A 19,403-nucleotide genomic window follows, 5' to 3' on the forward strand; every position below is an offset into this window, starting at 1 on the left:
GACGCGAGATGACCGAGGCACCACCGCCGCTGAGCGTGCTCGGTCTGACTGACTACCTGCAGCAGTGCTTCCTGCGCTTCTACAACACCGCCTACGAACTGCGCGACACCGCCGTGCGCGCCGAGCGGCAGGCGCTGCTTACCCAGCCCGGCACCGTGTTCGCCGAGCCCTTCCTCGAGCTCATGCCAAGCTACGCGAGCGACACAGCCACGCTGCACGACACCATGGCCGCGTTCGGGACCCCCGAGGCCGCGTCCCTTGTACACGCCGGGCTGCTCGATCAGGACTACCCCTACACCCACCAGGCCACAGCGCTACGTCACTCCCACGACGGACGGGACGTCGTCGTCGCGACCGGAACCGGCTCAGGCAAGACCGAAGCCTTCCTGCTGCCCGTCCTCCAGCGGCTCGTCGCAGAGTCCCGAACCTGGGAGCCCGAGACCACCACCAGCGTCCCCTGGTGGTCCGGTGCCGGCGACTACACCGCCTCCCGCCGACCAGGTCCCGGCCGGCCCGCCGCGGTCCGCGCCCTGCTCCTGTACCCAATGAACGCCCTCGTCGAGGACCAGATGGTCCGACTGCGCAAGTCGCTTGACTCCCCTGAGGCCCGGGCGTGGCTGAACGAGCACCGGCCGGGCAACCGGTTCTACTTCGGGCGCTACACCGGCCGCACCCCCGTCCGCGGCACCAGCGCCACGGCGAGCAAGGACCGCACCAACGAGCTGCGCAAGCTGATGCGCTCCGCTGACCGCCGCCACCAGAAACTCCTCGACAAGATCAAGAAGGACCCGGACGCGGAGCGCAGCCGGTACTTCCTACCCGCGGTGGACGGCGGCGAGATGACCAACCGGTGGGACATGCAGGCCGCCCCACCAGACATCCTCATCACCAACTACAGCATGCTCAGCATCGCACTCGGCCGCAGCGACGAGCAGAACCTGCTCGCTGCCACGCGTGAGTGGATCGCGGCCTCCCCGAGCAACATCTTCACCCTGGTCGTCGACGAGCTCCACATGTACCGGGGTACCGCCGGAACAGAAGTCGCCTACCTCCTGCGCCGCCTGCTTATGGCCCTCGGCCTCGACACCCGCCCCAGCCAACTCTCCGTCATCGCCACCTCTGCCAGCATCCACGACGACGCCGAAGGACGGTCCTTTCTTAGCCAGTTCTTCGCCCGCCCCGCCAGCCGCCCCTTCTCGTTCGTCACCAGCACACACGAGACCGAGGACGGCAGCGACCTCCTCGAGCGCCTCGGCCAGGACCTGACCACCTCCACGGACGCCGCCGACGTCTCCCTGCCAACCGACGGGTCGCTGCGCCGCGCCCTAGCGCACGCGTGGACGGAACCAGGGGGCAAGCTCAAGCCACGCTCCTTCGCCGACGCCGCCCGAAGGGCGTTCCCCGCTAGCCGCACCCCCGAGCAGACGCTCGAAGCCCTCGTGGGCCGGCTCGCTTACGAGCACACCCCCGACGCCCGCTTTCGCGCGCACGTGTTCGTGCGCACCCTGCAAGGACTCTGGGCCTGCAGCGACCCCTCCTGCCCCCGCGACGCACAGCCACAGGAGGCCGAGCCCCGCTCGGTCGGGCGCATCTACTCAAGCCCCCGGTTCACCTGCGACTGCGGCTCTCGCGTCCTCGAGCTGCTGTACTGCCAGTCCTGCGGCGAGACGCTCCTCGGTGGCTACGTCACCCGCGTCAAGGGCAAGGAGTTCCTTGTCTCCACTATGAGCGCGCTTGAGGACCTTCCCGACGCCGCACCAGCCGGCCGCAACGCCGACAACTACCGCGTCTACTGGCCCAGCACCCGCACCCCCGCCGTCGCCGCCTGGACCGCGACCGGCACGAAGCTCCCCGACGACCCCGTCGCCCCCGGCTACCGATTGAGCTTCGCCAAGGCCAACCTGGCACCCGGAAGCGGAAAGCTCGACCGCCCCCAGCTCGGCCACACCGGCTACACCTTCCGCATCGAGTCCCCGAACGTACCCGGCGCACCCGCCCGCATGCCCGCCTTCCCCACGCGGTGCCCGTCCTGCGGAGACAACTGGGAGTACACGAACAAGGGGGCCGTCGAAGACCCGCAACGCAGCCGCTCGCCCATCCGCACCCAGGGCGTCGGCTTCAACCGCGCCAACCAGGTCCTCACCGGGGCCCTCAAGCGACGCCTCGACAGCAGCCTCGTCGTCTTCTCCGACAGCCGACAAGGTGCCGCCCGCGTCGCCGCGGACCTCGAGCTCGCGCACTACCTCGACCTGGTGCGCGCCCTCGTCCTAGTCGAGCTCGAATCCACCAACGGTGACCTCGCGCTCATCCAGTCCTACCTCGGGGGGGATGAGTCCGCCGAGCCGACCGCAGCATGGGAGCGGCTCGAGGCCTCCAACCTCAACGCGGCCAACGCCATGTTCAAGAGATCCCTCGGCAAGCAGCTCAGCGACGTCGACTCGGCCGCCATCAGGCAGGCAGAGGCAGCTCTCTCCGGTACCCCCAGCCTGATCGACCTCGTCAACGCCACCGAACCGCGCCTGCTCACCCTCGGCGTCAACCCGGCTGGGGCGGCCAACTCCATGCAGCAGACCAAAGCGAAGGCCCCCCAGCCCTGGACGGAGCTCTACTCCTGGACGAGCAGCCCCGCCCGCGACCGCGGCGCCGCACTCGACGCTCCACAAGCAGCCCTGCTCGCCGACCTTCGACAGGCGCTGAGCAAGCAGGTCGCTCGCACCGTCTTTGCCGGCGGAGACCGGGACATCGAGGCGCTCGGGCTCGCGCATGCCGTTCCCCCGCACAGCATCACGCTGCCCGGTCTGAGCAGCGACACCTCACATGAGATGGCGTGCTCCGTCATCCGCATCATGGGCCGCCGCCGCCGGATGGCCTGGTTCAGCGACCACCGACGGTCCTGGCCGCGCGAGGTCACCGACTACGTCAAAGCGGTCGTCCAGGCCAACCCCAGCGCACCGGACGCGCAGACCCTGCTCGACGCCCTCGGCGTCACCCTCGGGATCGGCGACCAGAACGGCTACCAGCTCCAGCCGGACAAGGTGCGACTGACGACTCCCGCTCAGCCACGCACCGTGCACCGGTGCCTGACCTGCCGGACCAGGCACCTGCATCCCAGTGCGGGAGCGTGCGTCGCCTGCGGTCGCGCCCTCGGAGCGGAGCCTTGGCCCGAGAACCTCGAGCACGAGGCCTACTACTCCTGGCTGGCCAGAGACGGAGGCGGGGCATACCGGCTGCATTGCGAGGAGCTCAGTGGGCAGACGGACCCGCTCGAGGCCCAGGCGCGGCAGGCTCAGTTCCAGCAGGTGTTCCTCGACGGCGACGAGACCCCGGTGGTCGACCAGGTCGACGTCCTGTCCGTCACCACGACCATGGAGGCAGGCGTCGACATCGGTGCGCTGCTCGGCGTCGTGATGGCGAACATGCCCCCACAGCGCTTCAACTACCAGCAGCGCGTCGGGCGAGCCGGCCGCCGCAGCGAGCACCTCGCCGTTGCGCTGACCGTCTGTCGCGGGGCACGCAGCCACGACGAGTACTACTTCTCTCACCCCGAGGCCATTACCGGAGACAAGCCACCGCAGCCCTTTCTCGACATGCGCTCGGGCCCCATCCTGCGACGCGCCTATGCCGCCGAAGTCCTGACTCGCGCCTTCGCCGACCTTTCCGCCGACCTCCCCGACTTCGCGCCTGGCCGCTCCATCCACGGCCAGTTCGGCAGCAGGCAAGGCTGGCTCGACACCCCACGCCTTGCCCACCTGCTGCAGCGGTGGCTCGACGGCCACGGCGGCGACCTGCGCACCATCGCCGTCCGCCTGCTCGCGGCGACCGCCCACGAGCCTGACAGCGACCGCACGCTGTCCACGTGGGCAACTACCAGCCTGGTCCCCGAGATCACCCGGATCGTCCGCGAGGGGCGCGGCTCAGAGCTCAGCGAGACCCTCGCCCGCGGCGGCCTCCTGCCGATGTTCGGGTTCCCCACCAACACGCGACTGCTATACACCGCCCGACCCAAGGACGGCCGGGAGGCCAGCACCCTGGACCGCAACGACGACATCGCAGTCAGCGAGTTCGCCCCCGGCAGCGAGGTCGTCCGCGACAAGGCCATCCACACCGCCATCGGCCTCGTCGGCTACTGGCAGACCGGCAACGGGCACTGGAAGCCCGACCCTGACCCCCTTGGGCCCGTCGACAACGCCGGTATCTGCCGTGCCTGCCTCAGCATTACCAGTAAGCCCACCGACACCTGCCCCACCTGCGGAGCAGGAGAGCCTCTGTTCCAGCAAACGCCGCTCGCCGAGCCCGCCGGCTACCGCACCACCTACCGCCCCCGCGACTACGAGCAGCTCTCCGATCCCACAGCACGCGCCGCCCAGCCCAGGCTCAGCCTTCCCCCGGTGGACGGCCGCACGGTCGAGAACGCCACCGTGCGCGTCGCGAACGCCGAGATCGTCGCCGTCAACGACAACAACGCCAAGCTCTTCCACTTCACGCGTGCGATGCGCATCTACCAGGGGAAGGCGAGCCCTGCCGACGGGCTCGTCGAGGCGAGCAGCCTCGTCGCCTACGGCGACGACCGTCCAGCGCTCGACAACCACCAGCGCATCGGCGACGTCCTGCCCGGAGTCGCCCTGGCCGCACGCCGCCGCACCGACGTGCTCGTCCTCGCAGCGGCGGGTACGCCGCCCGAGTTCACCATCGACATCCGCACCCCCGCCGGAAGAGGAGCCTGGGCCTCCCTGGGCTACCTCGTCCGCGACGCAGCAGTGAAGTGGCTCGACATCGGACCTGGGGAGATCGAAATCGGTGTTCACCCTGGCCAGCCTGCCGCAGACGGCAGCGTGGTCCCCGGCGAGCTCTTCGTCGCCGACACCCTCGCCAACGGAGCCGGCTACGCCGTCCGGCTCGGGCAGGACCCGCACGCACTGCTCGAGCATGCCGGCGCCTACGCCAACGAGCTCTCCCGGCACGGTGACCCTGCCTGCGACAGCAGCTGCTACCAGTGTCTCCGGGACTACAGCAACAGGCCGTGGCACGCACTGCTCGACTGGCGCCTCGCGTGCGACCTGCTCGACCTTCTCAGCAAGCGGCCCGTCCCGCTCGACAGCCACAGAGATCGGGACCAGCGAGCCCTCGACGCCCTCGCACGCGATTTCAAGGCCGAGCCGCTGCCCACCGGACCACTTCCGGCGCTCAGGGCCAGAAACGGCACAGTCCTCGCTGCCACGCATCCCTTCGAGGACACCGCGCCACACACCGTCGCACCGCGGGTAGCGGCGGCGCGAGCAGCGTGGCCGACAGCCAGACTGGTCAGCAGCTTCGACCTCGTGCGTCGTCCCGAGAGCATCGTTGGGCACCTCGTGGGGAACTCAACCTAGAGACACGCGGCAAGTAGTGGCGTCAGGAGCGGTCACTTCCAGGGGACCGCGCAGCGTCTCAAGGGCGCGAGTTGCGCCGCCTCCTCTCGACGTGGCACTTCAGTCGGCCGTCGCAGCGACGACACCCGGAGCCGGCTCTCAGGTCCGTGCATGTGCACCGCTGGGATGACAAGGTAGGCCGATCGGACGACAGAGCCTCCGGGCTCGCACGCGCGGAGGAGACAACGTGAGCCAGCACCCCGTCGGTGCCGCCGAGGACGACCCCCGGGAGGCGCTGGAGCGCGGCATCGCCGAGCTCCTTGCCGAGCTGTCGACAGCGACGGTAATGCCAGCCGGAGTTACGCCCTCCACATCCCCTCTTACGGCCGACGCGGTGCGCTTCACTGACACCAGCTGGCTCAGCCACCTGGTGGACAACCAGGGGTGGCTTCGTCTCACGCCCCGGCTCCAGGTCCAGGCCACCGTGGAAGAGTTCCTGTGCCTGCTAGGGCAGGGCCTGGGCTTCGAGGACCCGCAGCAGGCGATCGAAGGAACGGGCGGGGGAAGCCGACTCTCCTTCATCGGTCTCGAGCGGCTCAACGACCGTGCTGAGCGAGCCGTCGTGCTCCAGCGGATGTTCGACGAGGCGGCCGAGCAAGGTGACTCCGTCCACGCCGCCAGCCTGCAGTGGCAGGAGGCCTGGAACGCAGCTCCTGAGGACAACGAGTCGGACGAGGAGGAGCCCGCCACCGGTCCCGTCACCGCGACGGCTGACATCTGGCCCATCATGAACTTCAGCGGGCACGCAGAGGACGGACGTCTCAACCTCAGCCCGTCCTACCAGCGCGACGACGTCTGGGCGACGAAGGACTCCCAGATGCTGATCGAGTCGATCCTCCGGGGGATTCCCCTACCGTCGATCATCGTGCTCAAGCCCGAGCTTCCCGACGCCCCCTATGAGGTCGTCGACGGCAAGCAGCGGCTGACCTCGATCCTGCGCTTCATCGGGCGTCACCCCCACGCCGTGTCACACGTCGAACAGACGGAGGCCAGGTACCCGAACAGCGACCTGCTCAGCCTGTTCCAGAACGACTACCCCCGCTTCCGCCGTGCGTGGAAGAACCACACCGGCCAGCAGCTGACGGCAACCGTCGAGCGGGACCTGCATTTCCCGTTCAAACTCCGCGCCGAGAGCCGCGCGCTCCGTGGCGGACTCGAGCATCTGCAGGGCAAGTACTACACCCAGATCAAGCGCGAGCAGATCCAGATCGCCGAAACCCGCTACGAGGTCCGGCACGTCTTCGAGCGCGTCACCAACTACAAGATCCCCGTCATCGAGTACTCCCAGGCGACACGGCGCCAGATCCACGAGGTGTTCAACCTGTACAACCGGCAGGGCGTGCAGCTCAACGCGGAGGAGATCCGTAACGCCGTCCACCACCACCTGCCTTTGGTTCCCGGACTGCTGATCACCGCAGGGGACAGCGAGCCTATGCACGTGGTCGCGCCGTTCCTCGCGCCGGCATGGGGCAAGCTCTCCCTCGTCGGCCCCGCACTCCAGGACTACGGCTTCGGGACCAGCCGCTACCGGCGCACCAAGGTACTCACGTGGATCGCCGCGCTCCTGCTCCACGACACCCCCAAGCAGCAGTCGACGGCTCACCACCTCGACTCCTTCTTCGAGGCTGTCGAGGGGGACCCAGCCGGCCCCACGCCGCTGCTGCGGCGTGAGGACGTCGTCATCGAGGCGCTACTCCTACTGGCCGAGGGGATCGAGGCCCACGGCGCAGTCCCCGGGGCGTGGGGCCCCTCACTCTCCATCGGCAGCAAGTGGCAGGAGCTATCCCTGGTCGCGACCCTGGTGGGCGTCACGATCGGCGCCACCCTGCACGGTGCGGACACGGTCAACGTGCTCGAGAAGCACCAAGACGAGATGAAGCAGGCCGCGCGCGGGTGGAAGCGGCTTGAGAACGCCCAGACATCCAGCCAGTGGGGATTCATTAAGCAGGTGGCTCTCGGCGTCGCAGAGGTGCTGCACGCGGATCTCGACGAGGCATCCCGGCAGCTCGACGCGCGCTTCGGCTCGTCCGGCATCAAGACGCTGCGCCGCGAGCGGCACTAGCGGTGTCGCCAGCACCTCCAGGGGAGGGCGGACTTCCCGTCGTGGAGCGCGTCCGCATGCGGCGACCGGAGCCGCCTGCCGCGGCGTCCTGGTGGGAGTCCTACCGGTCGACGCTCGACGCGTCCTCCGTTTCCAGCACGGGCAAGTTCGTCCTCGAGATGGACAGCAGGTACATCCTGCGCCACGGGGTGCTCGGAGCAGGGCCGGCCGGCCACGCCGACTGGCCGGCGACGCGTGTCCGGCGCGGACTCGTCATGGGCTCAGTGCAGTCGGGCAAGACGGCCTCCATGCTGGGTGTCTCCGCACTCGCCCTCGACGAGGGCCTCGACGCCCTTGTCGTACTCGCCGGAACGCGTGTCTCCCTCTGGCAGCAGACCATGCACCGCCTGCGCACCCAGCTTGACCTGCCCGAGGGCGCCCACCCCGACCAGCGCCGGATCCTGCGACCGCGTGCTGACAGCGGCGACGGCGAAGTCCCGCTGTCGCGCGTCTACTCCGTCATGGGGCCTGAAGTACGGCGAGCCCTACAGCTGCGGCGGCCCATGCTCATTGTAGTGATGAAGAACGCCCACCACTTGCGTGCACTGCGCGACCTCATGCACCAAGAGGTCATCCCCGCCCTCAACGCCGCCGCACGGCCCTTCCATCTCATGGTCCTCGACGACGAGGCTGACGAAGGCTCCATCCTCGACGCTCGCGCCGAAAGCGGGCTCGATCCCCGGCTCGACGACCTCAAGCAGATCCCACGTGCGATCGTCGACCTCTGGGCGAGCCGGCCGCACGACGGGTCCTCCGCCTCCCCGCACCTCTACGTGACCTACGTCGGCTACACGGCGACACCACAGGCCAACTTCCTGCAGGCCGGTTACAACCCCCTCGCCCCCCAGGACTTCGTCATCGCGCTGCGGACGCCTTACGACCGCGGAGAGACCGAGCCCCGCACCACCACATACCGGGAACGGGCCAAACTACGCGGCTACTACACCGGGGGGGAGGCGTTCTACCGTTCCGTCCGCGACCCCGCCCTCACCGTCGAGGCCAGCGGCAACCCACGGGCCGACATCGCTGACGCGGTGCGCGCGTTCCTCGTCGCCGGTGCTTTGCGACTGTGGCGCGACCAGGGCTCGCGCCTCACCCCCAGCGAAGCAACCAGCACGTCGTTCGGCACCCGCGACGAGGCGTCGCGCAGGTCCCCTGAGCCGCATTCCATGCTCCTGCACCCCTCAGGCACCGTCTCCGACCACTTCGACGCGGCAGCCGAGGTCCTCGCCTGGGCCAACGGAGGCGACAAGGCAGCCGCCGACGCTGCCGTGGCAGCCGGCGAACGGTCCCTTCCCCTCGACCAGCTCCGGCAGCGCGTACTCGACGAGGACGCCGAGTGGTCAGCCTGGCTGCAGCGCTACCGCGGCACGGCAGGCGCAGTGCGCAGAGCCTTCGACCTGCAGAACGAGCCTCCGGTCCCGGCCGACGAGCAGTGGCCCGAGCTGCGCCAGCTGCTCCTCGACGAGGTCCTGCCCGCCGCGCACCTGTCCATCGTGAACAGCGACCCCCGGACCGATGACCGTCCGCGCTTCGAGCCCGAGCAGCGCGCCGACGGCTCCTGGGAGGCGCCGGCTGACCTCTTCACAATCTTCGTCTCCGGCAACGTCATGTCACGCGGCCTCACACTGGAAGGCCTTACGACCACACTGTTCCTGCGCCACGCTGACGAGCCGCTCGCCGACACCCAGATGCAGATGCAGCGCTGGTTCGGCTACCGCGGGGCGTACCTCGAGCTTTGCCGCGTCTTCCTGCGCCGGGACCAGCTCGACCTGTTCCGGGGCTATCACGAGGCGGACGAGGCGCTCAAGCGCGGCATCATCCGCAGCATGAACAGCGACCCGGACACTGCTCCCTCACCTCAGGTGCTGCAAGGGTCGCGCTTCCTCGCCACCGGCAAGCTGGCGAACCTTCGGACGGTTCCGCTGTCTCCCGGGCCCTGGCCGTTCATCCGCCTGGTCAACGACCGCGCCAACGACCCAAACGCCCACGTCGTCGCCGACCTCTATGCAGGCCGCGACTCTCACGAGGTCCTGGTTCCCGGACGCCTCGAGCCCGCAGGTCGTCTCCTGAACGCGCCGCTGTCGCTGCTCGAGATCGCCGAGCTCCTTGAGCAACTGCGCTACGACGCGTACAGCCCCGCCCGCTCCGGGTGGCACGCGGAGCGCTGGGCCTCCCTCGAGGCCCACCTCGGGCTCATCGTCCCTGACGAGGGCGGCGGCGCACCCGCGCCGGCTCCGCTTTACCGCCCGCCGGGAACCCAGGGATCGGACGAGCAGCAACACCCGTGCCCGTACCAGATCGCGGCCTACCTGAGACTGTGGGACGCATGCCTCACACGCCATGCTCGAGGCCTTTTCCCGACCGACGACGCCAGCACCCCGTGGTCCATGCTGGATCTGGCCCGAAAGCAGCGCGAGCAGCCTCGGTTCCACGTAGGGATCCGCTACGGCCGCGGCAGCGAAGCGACGCGCGGCCCGCTCGCCGACTTGGCGTTCCCTGTGCGCACCATGCAGCGCCAAGTTGTGCATGGTGAGCTCGTCGCCACATGGGGGAGCCGCAATCAGGCCCGTGACGGGAGCTACCCGGGCGACCAGTACTTCGACTACCACGACCGCCGCCAGGATGCGCCACCGCCGACGTCGGGGGAAACGCCTTGGCGACCCGCGGGCGCTCCTGGTCTCCTGCTGTTCCACATCGTTGAGCGCGCTGCCAACACGCCGTCTGTGGCCCTCGGCCTCGGGCTCCCGCTGGGTGGGCCTGATCAATTCGCCGCTCTGGCGGCCTCGTGAGGAGCAGACGACGATGACTCCACCGCAGCGCAGTTACGAGCACCAGCTTGAGCTGGTGCTCGGCCTCGAGCGGCCAGCCGACCCCAACGAACGGCTCATCACCTGGTGCGCGGGATCCGGGCCGGTCGGCCTCGCCCGCGACTCCGCAGGCCACATCGAGATCTTTCTCGAGGGCCCACCGCTACCGGCCAGATCGCGCACGGTGCGCGATGCGCTGGAGCACCAGCCGTGGCAGCGGCAGGCAGACGCGCCGGACCTCCTTGCGTCTCGGCTGCTGCTGCCAGCCGCGGGGCACTATGACCAGGTTGCCGCATTCCTCTGCACGGAACTTCTGCGCAACGGAGCCGAGGAGGACGTCCGCGCCGCATTTCAGCTCACCGAGCCGGTGATCGAGCTTGCGCTCGAGCGCCTGCGCATCGCTGACCGCGCTCTGCTCGGCCTTGCCGGCGAGCTGCTCGTCCTCGAGGCACTGCTGCGGTGCGCCGGCGACCACCACGTCGAGGCCCTGCTCGCGTCGTGGACGGGGTACCTCGAGGCGCCGCGCGACTTCCAGGTTGGAGACGTAGGCGTCGAGGTCAAGACCACCACCCGCACCTCGTCCTCTCACCTCGTGCAGGGGTACCAGCAGGTTGACGTCGGGCACGGCGTTGATGGGGTCGATGAGCACGCCCTGCTCCTCGTGAGCATCGGGCTTGAGTGGGCTCACGTCGACGAGGACGAGAGCACCTCGACGACGCTGCCCGGACTCGTCGAGGCCATCTTGGGCCGCGTTCACGCCACGATGGGGCGCGCGGCCGGCCCCGCGGTCGCGCGCCTGCTCGCCAACACCGAGGCCTACGGGGAGCCGAACCAGATCGGCTACCAGCACCTGACGATGGCCACGAACGCGGCGTACACGCGACGCTTCCGCCACACGTTCGTCCGGTGCTACGACATGTCGGACGGCCTGATCGAGCTTCTACGGGAGCACGACATCCGCCGCGCCACTCACGTCGACCCGGACTCCGTCAGGTACCGCCTCAGCCTGCCCGACGAGGTGCGTGGGGACATGAACCCGGTCCGCGGGCTCACATCCGCCGTCTCCGAGATCCTGCGCCGCTCCTACGGCGGGGGGACGCCGTGATGCAGACGCGCCGCTTGTGCGGGCCCTAGATGACATGTCTGACTCCCGCCCTTCCCGCTCTGCTGGACTCCACCCAGCGGAGCCGTTTGTCTGACGCAGGAGCATCGTCCCGCCGACAGTTCACGGCGCCACGGATCTGAAGCCGTCGTCTCACTCCGCCCCACTGCTTGGGCCGTGGTTCCGGTCGCTGTGGCGGCCAACGATGAAGGAGGGGCCCTCGAGCGGTCCTTCCAGGCTCGTTCGGCCTCGCCCCGTTGAGAAGCAAGCAGGCACTGCACTGTAGAGCGAGCACGAGGAGACACAATGGCCGAGGTAGATCCAGGCACGGACGCCTCTGGCGAGGTGGCGGACGAGACCCACGCAGCTGCCAACCTTGCTACCCCTCGACGATATAGGGAACCTTCCTCGTAGTCAGTAGCTTGTCAGCCGGGTTCGGACCGAATCTGGAGCCGATCGCTCACCTGGCAAGGAACACGAGAAGGGAGTCGTCCGAGCGCTAGCTGTAGTGCCCACGGACCTTGTTGACGGCGTGGCTACTTGATCAAGGGCGAGACCTCCGGCCGTAGTGGGTGTGTCTAGGACTCACCACGCCGGAGGTCTCGTGTCGCAGGTTATGCCGCAGCTGTCGGTCTACGGGCGCTGGCTGCTGGTCCAGCGCGTGTTGGAGGGTCGTCCCGTCGCGCACGTCGCGGCCGGGCTGGGGGTGAGTCGGGCGACCGGCTACAAGTGGTGGCGGCGCTGGCGTGAGGAGGGCGTGGCGGGGCTGCAGAGCCGGTCGAGCCGGCCGCGGACCAGCCCGCGGCGTACCAGCGCCGAGGTCGAGGAGCAGGTCCTCGCGTTGCGACGGGAGCGCCGGCTTGGGCCGGCCCGGATCGCCGGGATCGTGGGCCTGCCCGCCTCGACGGTCCACCGGGTCCTCACCCGGCACGGCGTGCCACGGCTGGCGTGGCTGGACCGGCCGTCGGGCACGCCGATCCGCTACGAGCGCGACGAGCCCGGTGATCTGGTCCACGTCGACATCAAGAAGCTCGGCAAGCTGCGCGACGGCGGTGGCTGGCAGGCCCACGGGCGCGGCAGCGCAGCAGACCTCGCCGCTCACCGCGCCCGCTCCGCCGGCCAGCGGGTCGGGCACGAGTACGTCCACAGCGCGGTCGACGACCACTCCCGGCTCGCCTACTGCGAGGTGCTGCCCGACGAGCAGGCCGCGACCGCCGTGGCGTTCTGGTCCCGGGCGCAGGCGTTCTTCACCGCCCACGGGATCACCGTCCGACGGGTGCTGACCGACAACGGGGCCTGCTACCGCAGCCACCTGTGGGCCGCGGCCCTGCGCTCGGCCGGCATCACACACAAGCGGACCCGCCCCTACCGGCCGCAGACCAACGGCAAGGTCGAACGCCTCAACCGCACCCTGCTCACCGAGTGGGCCTACCGCGAGGTCTTCACAAGCAACCAAGAGCGCACCGCGGCCCTGTCATCCTGGCTCCACAACTACAACCACCACCGCGCCCACACCGCACTCGAAGTCAAGCCCCCAGTCAGCCGCGTCAACAACCTCCCGGGGCACTACAGCTAGCCGAGAGCGCGGGACTCCTAAACGTCGCGACGCAGGCAGCCAGTGCGTCCGCAAGCGCACGGTGCATCGTACGGCTGGCGCCTGAGACCCTCGCAGCGCTACGAGCTGGTGCGACGGCCCTAAGCAAAGGAGGCCGGCGGCTCAGCACCATCGTTAGCGGCGGCAAGATCGCCACGTCCCTGCGCTGGGCTCTCGTAGATGCAACTGGCGCGGCAAGCGTCTGTGGCGCCGTGGGGCCTGCGCTCGCGCTGTCCAGTGGCAGCTCAACGAAAATAGCCAGCGGTCGAACGCAACATCGATCTCAAACCGCAACGTACTCGACGACCTGCGCGAAGCGGCTTTGGTACGAGCTCGACGCCGCCGCGAGGATCGTTCTCGACCCTGGACGAGGAGCCCAGGCCGTAGGAGAGCTCACAGCCAGGTCGCCCTGGCGGCGACCTAATCGCGCAGTCGCGGACGCCGTTGGGGCACAGCGTGGGGCGATGCTGATCCTTCCAACAAGGACAGGATCGTTACAGGGGAAGTGTCAACCGGACCCTGGGCAGACCCAAACGCCGGCAGTGGCGGGTCCAGCCTCTTCCGCCTTGATGAGGCATCCTGACCCCGACGCATAGCAGAGGAGTGCCACATGCCGAGATGTCTGCCTGAGCACCCAAACTTTACGACGACCTCCGAGAAGGTTGCTTGGGAGGCGGTCAGGGCCGCGCTCGGGCCGGACGACGTACTCGTCAGCAACCTGCGCATCACTGATGAGACCCAAGACTACGAGGCCGACCTCGTCGTGATCCTGCCGGGCTTCGGGACCGTCGTCGTCGAGGTCAAGGGCGGCAACGTCTACCACGACGGGCAGAACTGGCGTACGACCGCACGCGACGCGCCGATCGACCCGGTCAACCAGGCGCTGAGGGCGAAGCACGCGCTGCAGCGCTACCTCAGCCGCGATCCGCGGTGGGGACGAGGGAGAACCCGGATGGCACACATGGTCTGCTTCCCGTTCACGGACCTGCCGCAGGGGTTTCGTCGGCCCAATGCACCGCGCTACATGATGCTCGACCGCGGCAACCTGACCGCCGACCCGGGGGAGTGGTTGCGCCAGGTCCTTCGGCGGCAGGACTCGGAGAACCCGGAGCCGGACCACGACACCGTCGCCGACATCGTGGAGATCCTCGCCGGCCGCATGCTGCCGCAGCCGAGCCTGCTCGCCGAGATGCGCGAGCGGGAGGCCCAGGTCGAGCTCCTGACCGAGCGGCAGGCAGTCATCATCGGCGCACTCGGCCTGCTCCCGCGGGTCGAGGTCCTCGGCGGCGCCGGATCGGGCAAGACGTGGCTCGCGGTCGAGCAGGCCAAGCGCCTGGCGAAGGACGGCAAGCGGGTGGCGCTCGTCTGCTACTCCCGAGGTCTCGCGGCCTTCATGGACCGCCGCGTGGCGACGTTCGACCGCCGACACCGCCCCGCTTACGTCGGGACGTTCCACGACCTCGGCCTCCAGTGGGGCGCTCAGCCCGGTGCGGATGACGACAGCGACTACTGGGAGCGCCGGCTGTCCCAGGAGATGCTCGAGCGCGCTGCGGAGCAGAAGAAGGGCCGCCTGTTCGACGCGATCATCGTCGACGAGGCGCAGGACTTCGCCGACTCCTGGTGGCCCGCGCTGCTGGCCGGGCTCAAGGACGAGGAGCAGGGCCGGCTGTTCGTCTTCGCCGACGAGGGGCAGCGCGTCTTCGCCCGGCAGGGCCGCGCACCCGTGTCGCTCGTGCCGATCATGCTCGAGGAGAACCTGCGCAACACCAAGCCCATCGCGCGTACGTTCGGCAGCCTGACGTCGCTGCCGATGCGTACGCGGGGTGGCGAGGGCGCGCCCGTGCGCTTCGTCTCCTGCTCCGCTGAGGACGCGCTGTCGGTCGCCGACGACCAGATCGACGTGCTGCTCGAGGAGGGCTGGTCCCCGGAGCACGTCGCCCTGCTGACCACCGGGAAGCGCCACCCTGAGCAGACCGAGCGGCAGGCGGCCGGGCAGAAGGAGTACTGGGAGAGCTTCTGGGACAAGGACCAGGTCTTCTACGGTCACGTCCTCGGCTTCAAGGGGCTCGAGCGGCCCGCAGTCGTCCTCGCGCTCAACGGCTTCGGCAAGGACCGCGCCAAGGAGAAGCTGTATGTCGCGCTGTCGCGCGCTCGGGACCTGCTCGTCGTGTGCGGTGATCCGAAGGACATCTCCGAGATCGGGGGAGAGTCAGTCCTCAGGTCGATCAGCACGCCGGTCAAGTAATCGCCGGGCGGGATTCGCCAGTCCCGCGTACGACCGTGGCGCGAGGATCCTCGAGGTAGACGACGAGACTCGGCTGGTCAAGGACGACCTCCGGCGCTGACCGCGCCACCGGCCGAGGGCACTGCCCCCGGCCGGTGATGCTCGATCTCGTCAGTGGGCCGTGCAGCCCGCCGAGCTCATCTCGAGGTCGTCGAACTTCGGGAACCCGCCGTCGCCCACGAGCCCTATGGTCAGCGTCTTCCCCGGCTGGAGGACGCGGTCCCACGACTGCGGCGACACGTGGAAGATCGACCCGTCGGCGCGCCACGTCGCCGGCTCGTCGTCGCCCAGCCACAGCTTGGTCACGTGGGTCGTCGGCTCGGCGCCGTAGTCCCAGCTGATGTTCCAGATGACTGGCGCTGCGCCGAGGTTCGTGACCTTGATCGTGGCCTGCCACCCGACCGTGCGGCCGCTCTTCGCGCTCCAGCTGGTGCGAGCCGTCTTGATCGTGGCGACGCAGTCCGTCGCGACCGTCGTCGGCGCCGGCTTCTTGTCCTTGTGAGCGGCGAAGGCTGGAGTGGCCGGGGCCGACAGGAGTGCGGCGGCAGCCAGCGCACCTGCCACTCGTCCGGTGCGTGTTGTCATCTGCGTCCTTCTCTTCGTCGACCCGGGCCAGGCGGCCCGCCGGGTGAGCGTAGTGAGTGCGTCCGACATCGTCCTGACGACACGACCCGCACACGGCTTGCTCAGCGGAGAAACGCCACCGAGTACACCGTTGACATCTCGCCCGGAAGGACGCAGCATCCCTGAGAGCGCTCTCCCGCTCGCCGAATCGACACAGGAGTCGACCTTGTCCCACTTGCGCCGCCGCTCCGCCGTGGTCCTCACGGCAGCAGCCGCCCTGGCCGCTGTGACGGCCCTCCCGGCCTCCGCCGCCACCGGCCCCTTCGACGCCAACCGCCTCTACGTGCCGCCCGCGCCTCCCGGGTCGGCCGCCCAGATCGCCGCCCTGAAGGCGGCCGGCAACACCCAGGACGCGGCGCTGGTCGCCAAGGAGACCAAGACCGCCCAGGCGGTCTGGTTCACCAGCGGCACGCCCGACCAGGTCCGCAAGGCCGTCCGCCGCACGATGCACGACGCCAAGAAGCAGGGCGCCGTCCCGACGCTGGTGATCTACAACCTGCCCTACCGCGACTGCGGGCAGTACTCCTCGGGCGGCGCGGCCGACACCAAGGCCTACAACGCCTGGGTGGACGCCTTCGCCGATGGCCTCGCCAGCCACCGCGCCGACATCATCCTCGAGCCCGACGGCCTGGGCCTCATCCCGAACTACACCTCGCCGCTCGACGGGTCGAGCAACTGCACCATCGCCCCGCCGCCCGGTGTCGACCTCAACGCCGACCCCGGGGCTGCGCCCAGCGCGGCCAACCGGTTCGAGCAGCTCAACCACGCCGTCAAGGCGCTGGCCAAGAAGTCCGGCACCCGGGTCTACCTCGACGCCACGCACACTGCCTGGCAGAACGTCGGCGAGTCCGCCGACCGGTTGGTCAAGGCAGGCGTGCAGAAGGCCGCCGGGTTCTTCGTCAACGTGTCGAACTACCAGTGGACCCAGAACCTCACGCAGTACGGCGACTGGGTCTCGCAGTGCATCGCCTACACCACGACGGTGCCCGGCAAGACCGGCAACGACTGCCCGAACCAGTACTGGAACGGCGGCCCGAGCAACGGCTACAACGGCGTCGCGCTCGACAACTTCGGCGTGTGGAGCGACACCGCCACCAACCCGGCGCTGAACACGCTCGGCATCAACGAGCGCTACGCCTCGATGATGGCCGGCATCACGCCGAAGGCGCACTTCGTCATCGACACCAGCCGCAACGGCCAGGGTCCCTGGGCGCCGACCGCGACGTACCCCGACAAGCAGGACTGGTGCAACCCTCCCGGCCGCGGCCTCGGTGAGCGGCCGACCCGCAACACCGGCGACCCGCTGCTCGACGCCAAGCTCTGGATCAAGACGCCGGGGCAGTCCGACGGGCAGTGCAACCGCGGCATCGCAGGCAGCACCACCGACCCGGAGTGGGGCGGCATCACCGATCCCGCGGCCGGCGGCTGGTTCCCGCAGCAGGCGCTGCAGCTCGCCCAGCTCGCGGTGCCGCCACTGCAGCCGTAGGACCCCTCCCGCGGCTCGGATAGCCTGCCCCTCCACACGTGTCACGAGTGGAGGGGCAGGCCCATGAAGAAGGTCGACTACAGCGGCGAGGTCGCCCGCACGCCCGACGACGTCTACGCGGCGCTGACCTCCCCGGAGTTCTGGCGCTCCTACGCCGAGGCGAACAAGCTCCCCGCCCCGCAGGTCGAGACGGTCGACGAGGGCGGCGCCACCGTCACGCGCAGCAGCATGACCGTCCCCGTGCCGAGCCAGGCGCGTGCGCTCGCAGGCGACTCCGCCGCTGTCAGCACCACCACCCGGTGGGCCAGCCGCAGCGCGGGTGACGTCCGCGTCGACGTCGTTGCCAAGCACAAGGCCGACGTCACCGGCACCGTACGCATCGAGCCAGCACCCGCCGGCAGCCGCCTGAGCTTCGCCGGCGAGCTCAACGTACGCGTCGCGTTCCTCGGCGGCGTCGCCGAGGGCCAGGCGGTCAAGTACGTGCCGCAGGCCTTCGCCGACCTCGCCCGCCGGCTCGCTGCCTGGCAGGGGTGACGGCGCAGGCCGTCGAGACGCCGCGCCGTACGCGTATGGACCCGTCCCGCACCCTGCGCTAGCGTCCGGACCCTGGCCGGTCCGTCGCCCTCGGGGGGAACGATGTACGCGTCCCGCACCTTGCTCGCCCGCACCCGCCTGCGGGCGGGCGCGGTCCTCGCCGCCGGGCTCGCGCTCGTCCTGGGACCGGTTCTCGCCGCCGGCCCCGCGGCCGCCCTGACCTCGCAGGACATCGACACCTCGTGGGGGAGCGCGGGGCAGCGCGCCGATGTCGGCTGGGCGGCGCTCGTGCAGCGCGACGCCGCGACCCTCACCTACTCCAGCGACCAGCGCAGCGGCGACCTCGTGCTCAGCCGGCTGACGGCTGGCGGTGCGCTCGACCCGGCCTTCGGCGGCGGGAGCGGCCGGGTCCGCCTCGCCTACCCGCGGCCCGGTGAGCCGACCTTCAGCCCGCTCGAGCTGCACGGCGTCGTCGAGCTCCCCGACTCGCGGCTGCTCCTCTCCGCGACGTCCGGCAACCTCGTCGAGCTGGTCCGCCTGCTGCCCTCCGGGGCGCCCGACACGAGCTTCGGTCCCGGCGGCGCCCGGGCGGTGTCCTTCCCGCTCGACCCGGCGTGGTTCGGCGCCCAGGTCGCGGGACCGGTCCTGCTGCCCGGCGGCGGCTCCGTCCTCGCGGTCTCGCAGAGCTCGCCGCGCCTGCTGCGCTTCGACGCCGCCGGGAGGCAGACCGGCTCGACGCTGCTCCCGCCCACTCCCTGTGGCTTCGTCGACCCCGACGCCTGCGACCTCGAGCTCGCCGCGCCGGGGATCGGTCTCGCCGCCCGCCCCGACGGCACGGTCGACGTGCTGATGGCCGCGTCCGGCAAGCCGTACCTCACCAGGGTGACGCCGTCGGGCGCCCTCGACACGGCGTACGGCACCGGCGGCATCCTGCCGTTGCCGCTGGGCAGGGCGAGCAACCTGGTGCTCGCGCCCGGCGGTGACCTGGTGGTCTCGGGCTCGGTGCTGCCCTCGGGTGGGCACGTGCCCCCGCCGGTCACCGTCGTCCGGCTCAGCTCCACGGGAGCGCTCCGCACCACGTGGGGACGCGGCGGGGTCGCGACCGCCTACAACGGGCTCGCGATCGATCCCCACAACGCCACGAGCGCCAGCATCGGGCAGGGTGCGGCAGTTGACGGGCAGGGTCGCGTCGTGGTCGCCGGCCTCGGGCTGAGCACCGTCCACCCCGACCGGCGCTACTGCTCGGTCACCCGCTTCACGACGACGGGGGCGCTGGACCGGTCGTTCAGCCTCGACGGTGACGGCACGTCCACCGACGGGCGCCGCAACGCGGACTGGTGCCCGAGCGTCTACGTCGACCCCGCCGGCGGCTACCTCGTCAACGGGCTCACCCTCGTCACGAACGGCACGTCCGACTACGTGGAGCGCTTCCGCCCCTGAGCTCCGGAGCTCCGGAGCTG

9 protein-coding genes and 1 pseudogene are annotated in these 19,403 nt (G+C 69.9%); 9 read left to right on the plus strand and 1 reads right to left on the minus strand.

All coding sequences use genetic code 11. The annotated features are described in order from the left end of the window. The first annotated feature begins 8 nt into the window (after positions 1-8). From CLV35_RS05795 to CLV35_RS05820, 6 genes and pseudogenes are all read left to right on the plus strand, one after another. A complete protein-coding gene (locus CLV35_RS05795; RefSeq protein ID WP_121192527.1) occupies positions 9-5,369 on the plus strand; it encodes a DEAD/DEAH box helicase in 5,361 nt (1,786 codons plus the stop codon). 226 nt (positions 5,370-5,595) lie between these two features. Beyond that, a complete protein-coding gene (locus CLV35_RS05800) occupies positions 5,596-7,470 on the plus strand; it encodes a DUF262 domain-containing protein (protein ID WP_121192528.1) in 1,875 nt (624 codons plus the stop codon). Between the two features lie 650 nt (positions 7,471-8,120). Next, positions 8,121-9,323, plus strand: a pseudogene (locus CLV35_RS20970) (Z1 domain-containing protein); the annotation flags it as partial. 991 nt (positions 9,324-10,314) lie between these two features. Next, a complete protein-coding gene (locus CLV35_RS05810; protein ID WP_183061759.1) occupies positions 10,315-11,424 on the plus strand; it encodes a PD-(D/E)XK motif protein in 1,110 nt (369 codons plus the stop codon). A gap of 613 nt (positions 11,425-12,037) precedes the next feature. Beyond that, positions 12,038-12,997 (plus strand): IS481 family transposase, encoded by a 960-nt coding sequence (locus CLV35_RS05815; protein ID WP_121192530.1) that lies wholly within the window; start codon positions 12,038-12,040, stop codon positions 12,995-12,997. Between the two features lie 628 nt (positions 12,998-13,625). Beyond that, positions 13,626-15,260 (plus strand): nuclease-related domain-containing DEAD/DEAH box helicase, encoded by a 1,635-nt coding sequence (locus CLV35_RS05820; protein ID WP_121192531.1) that lies wholly within the window; start codon positions 13,626-13,628, stop codon positions 15,258-15,260. 150 nt (positions 15,261-15,410) lie between these two features. On the opposite strand, the gene CLV35_RS05825 is transcribed toward CLV35_RS05820, so the two are convergent. Continuing rightward, positions 15,411-15,884, minus strand: a complete 474-nt coding sequence (locus CLV35_RS05825) for a cellulose binding domain-containing protein (RefSeq protein WP_183061761.1) — start codon at positions 15,882-15,884, stop codon at positions 15,411-15,413. Between the two features lie 205 nt (positions 15,885-16,089). Here CLV35_RS05825 and CLV35_RS05830 point away from each other — a divergent pair, with 205 nt between their 5' ends. The 3 genes from CLV35_RS05830 (at position 16,090) to CLV35_RS05840 (ending at position 19,383) form a co-directional block, all read left to right on the plus strand. Further along, positions 16,090-17,409 (plus strand): glycoside hydrolase family 6 protein, encoded by a 1,320-nt coding sequence (locus CLV35_RS05830; protein ID WP_231121538.1) that lies wholly within the window; start codon positions 16,090-16,092, stop codon positions 17,407-17,409. 63 nt (positions 17,410-17,472) lie between these two features. Continuing rightward, a complete protein-coding gene (locus CLV35_RS05835; protein ID WP_121192533.1) occupies positions 17,473-17,943 on the plus strand; it encodes a DUF2505 domain-containing protein in 471 nt (156 codons plus the stop codon). A gap of 102 nt (positions 17,944-18,045) precedes the next feature. Beyond that, positions 18,046-19,383, plus strand: a complete 1,338-nt coding sequence (locus CLV35_RS05840; protein WP_121192534.1) for an SMP-30/gluconolactonase/LRE family protein — start codon at positions 18,046-18,048, stop codon at positions 19,381-19,383. Positions 19,384-19,403: the final 20 nt, after the last annotated feature.

The organism is Motilibacter peucedani (assembly GCF_003634695.1).
Classification (GTDB): domain Bacteria; phylum Actinomycetota; class Actinomycetes; order Motilibacterales; family Motilibacteraceae; genus Motilibacter; species Motilibacter peucedani.

What these genes read in the sequence shown, in the direction of transcription:
- CLV35_RS05840 (WP_121192534.1), top strand. Translation starts at nt 18,046, where the DNA reads ATGTACGCGTCCCGCACCTTGCTCGCCCGCACCCGCCTGCGGGCGGGC.
- CLV35_RS05815 (WP_121192530.1), top strand. Translation starts at nt 12,038, where the DNA reads ATGCCGCAGCTGTCGGTCTACGGGCGCTGGCTGCTGGTCCAGCGCGTG.
- CLV35_RS05810 (WP_183061759.1), top strand. Translation starts at nt 10,315, where the DNA reads ATGACTCCACCGCAGCGCAGTTACGAGCACCAGCTTGAGCTGGTGCTC.
- CLV35_RS05835 (WP_121192533.1), top strand. Translation starts at nt 17,473, where the DNA reads ATGAAGAAGGTCGACTACAGCGGCGAGGTCGCCCGCACGCCCGACGAC.
- CLV35_RS05825 (WP_183061761.1), bottom strand. Translation starts at nt 15,884, where the DNA reads ATGACAACACGCACCGGACGAGTGGCAGGTGCGCTGGCTGCCGCCGCA.
- CLV35_RS05820 (WP_121192531.1), top strand. Translation starts at nt 13,626, where the DNA reads ATGCCGAGATGTCTGCCTGAGCACCCAAACTTTACGACGACCTCCGAG.
- CLV35_RS05795 (WP_121192527.1), top strand. Translation starts at nt 9, where the DNA reads ATGACCGAGGCACCACCGCCGCTGAGCGTGCTCGGTCTGACTGACTAC.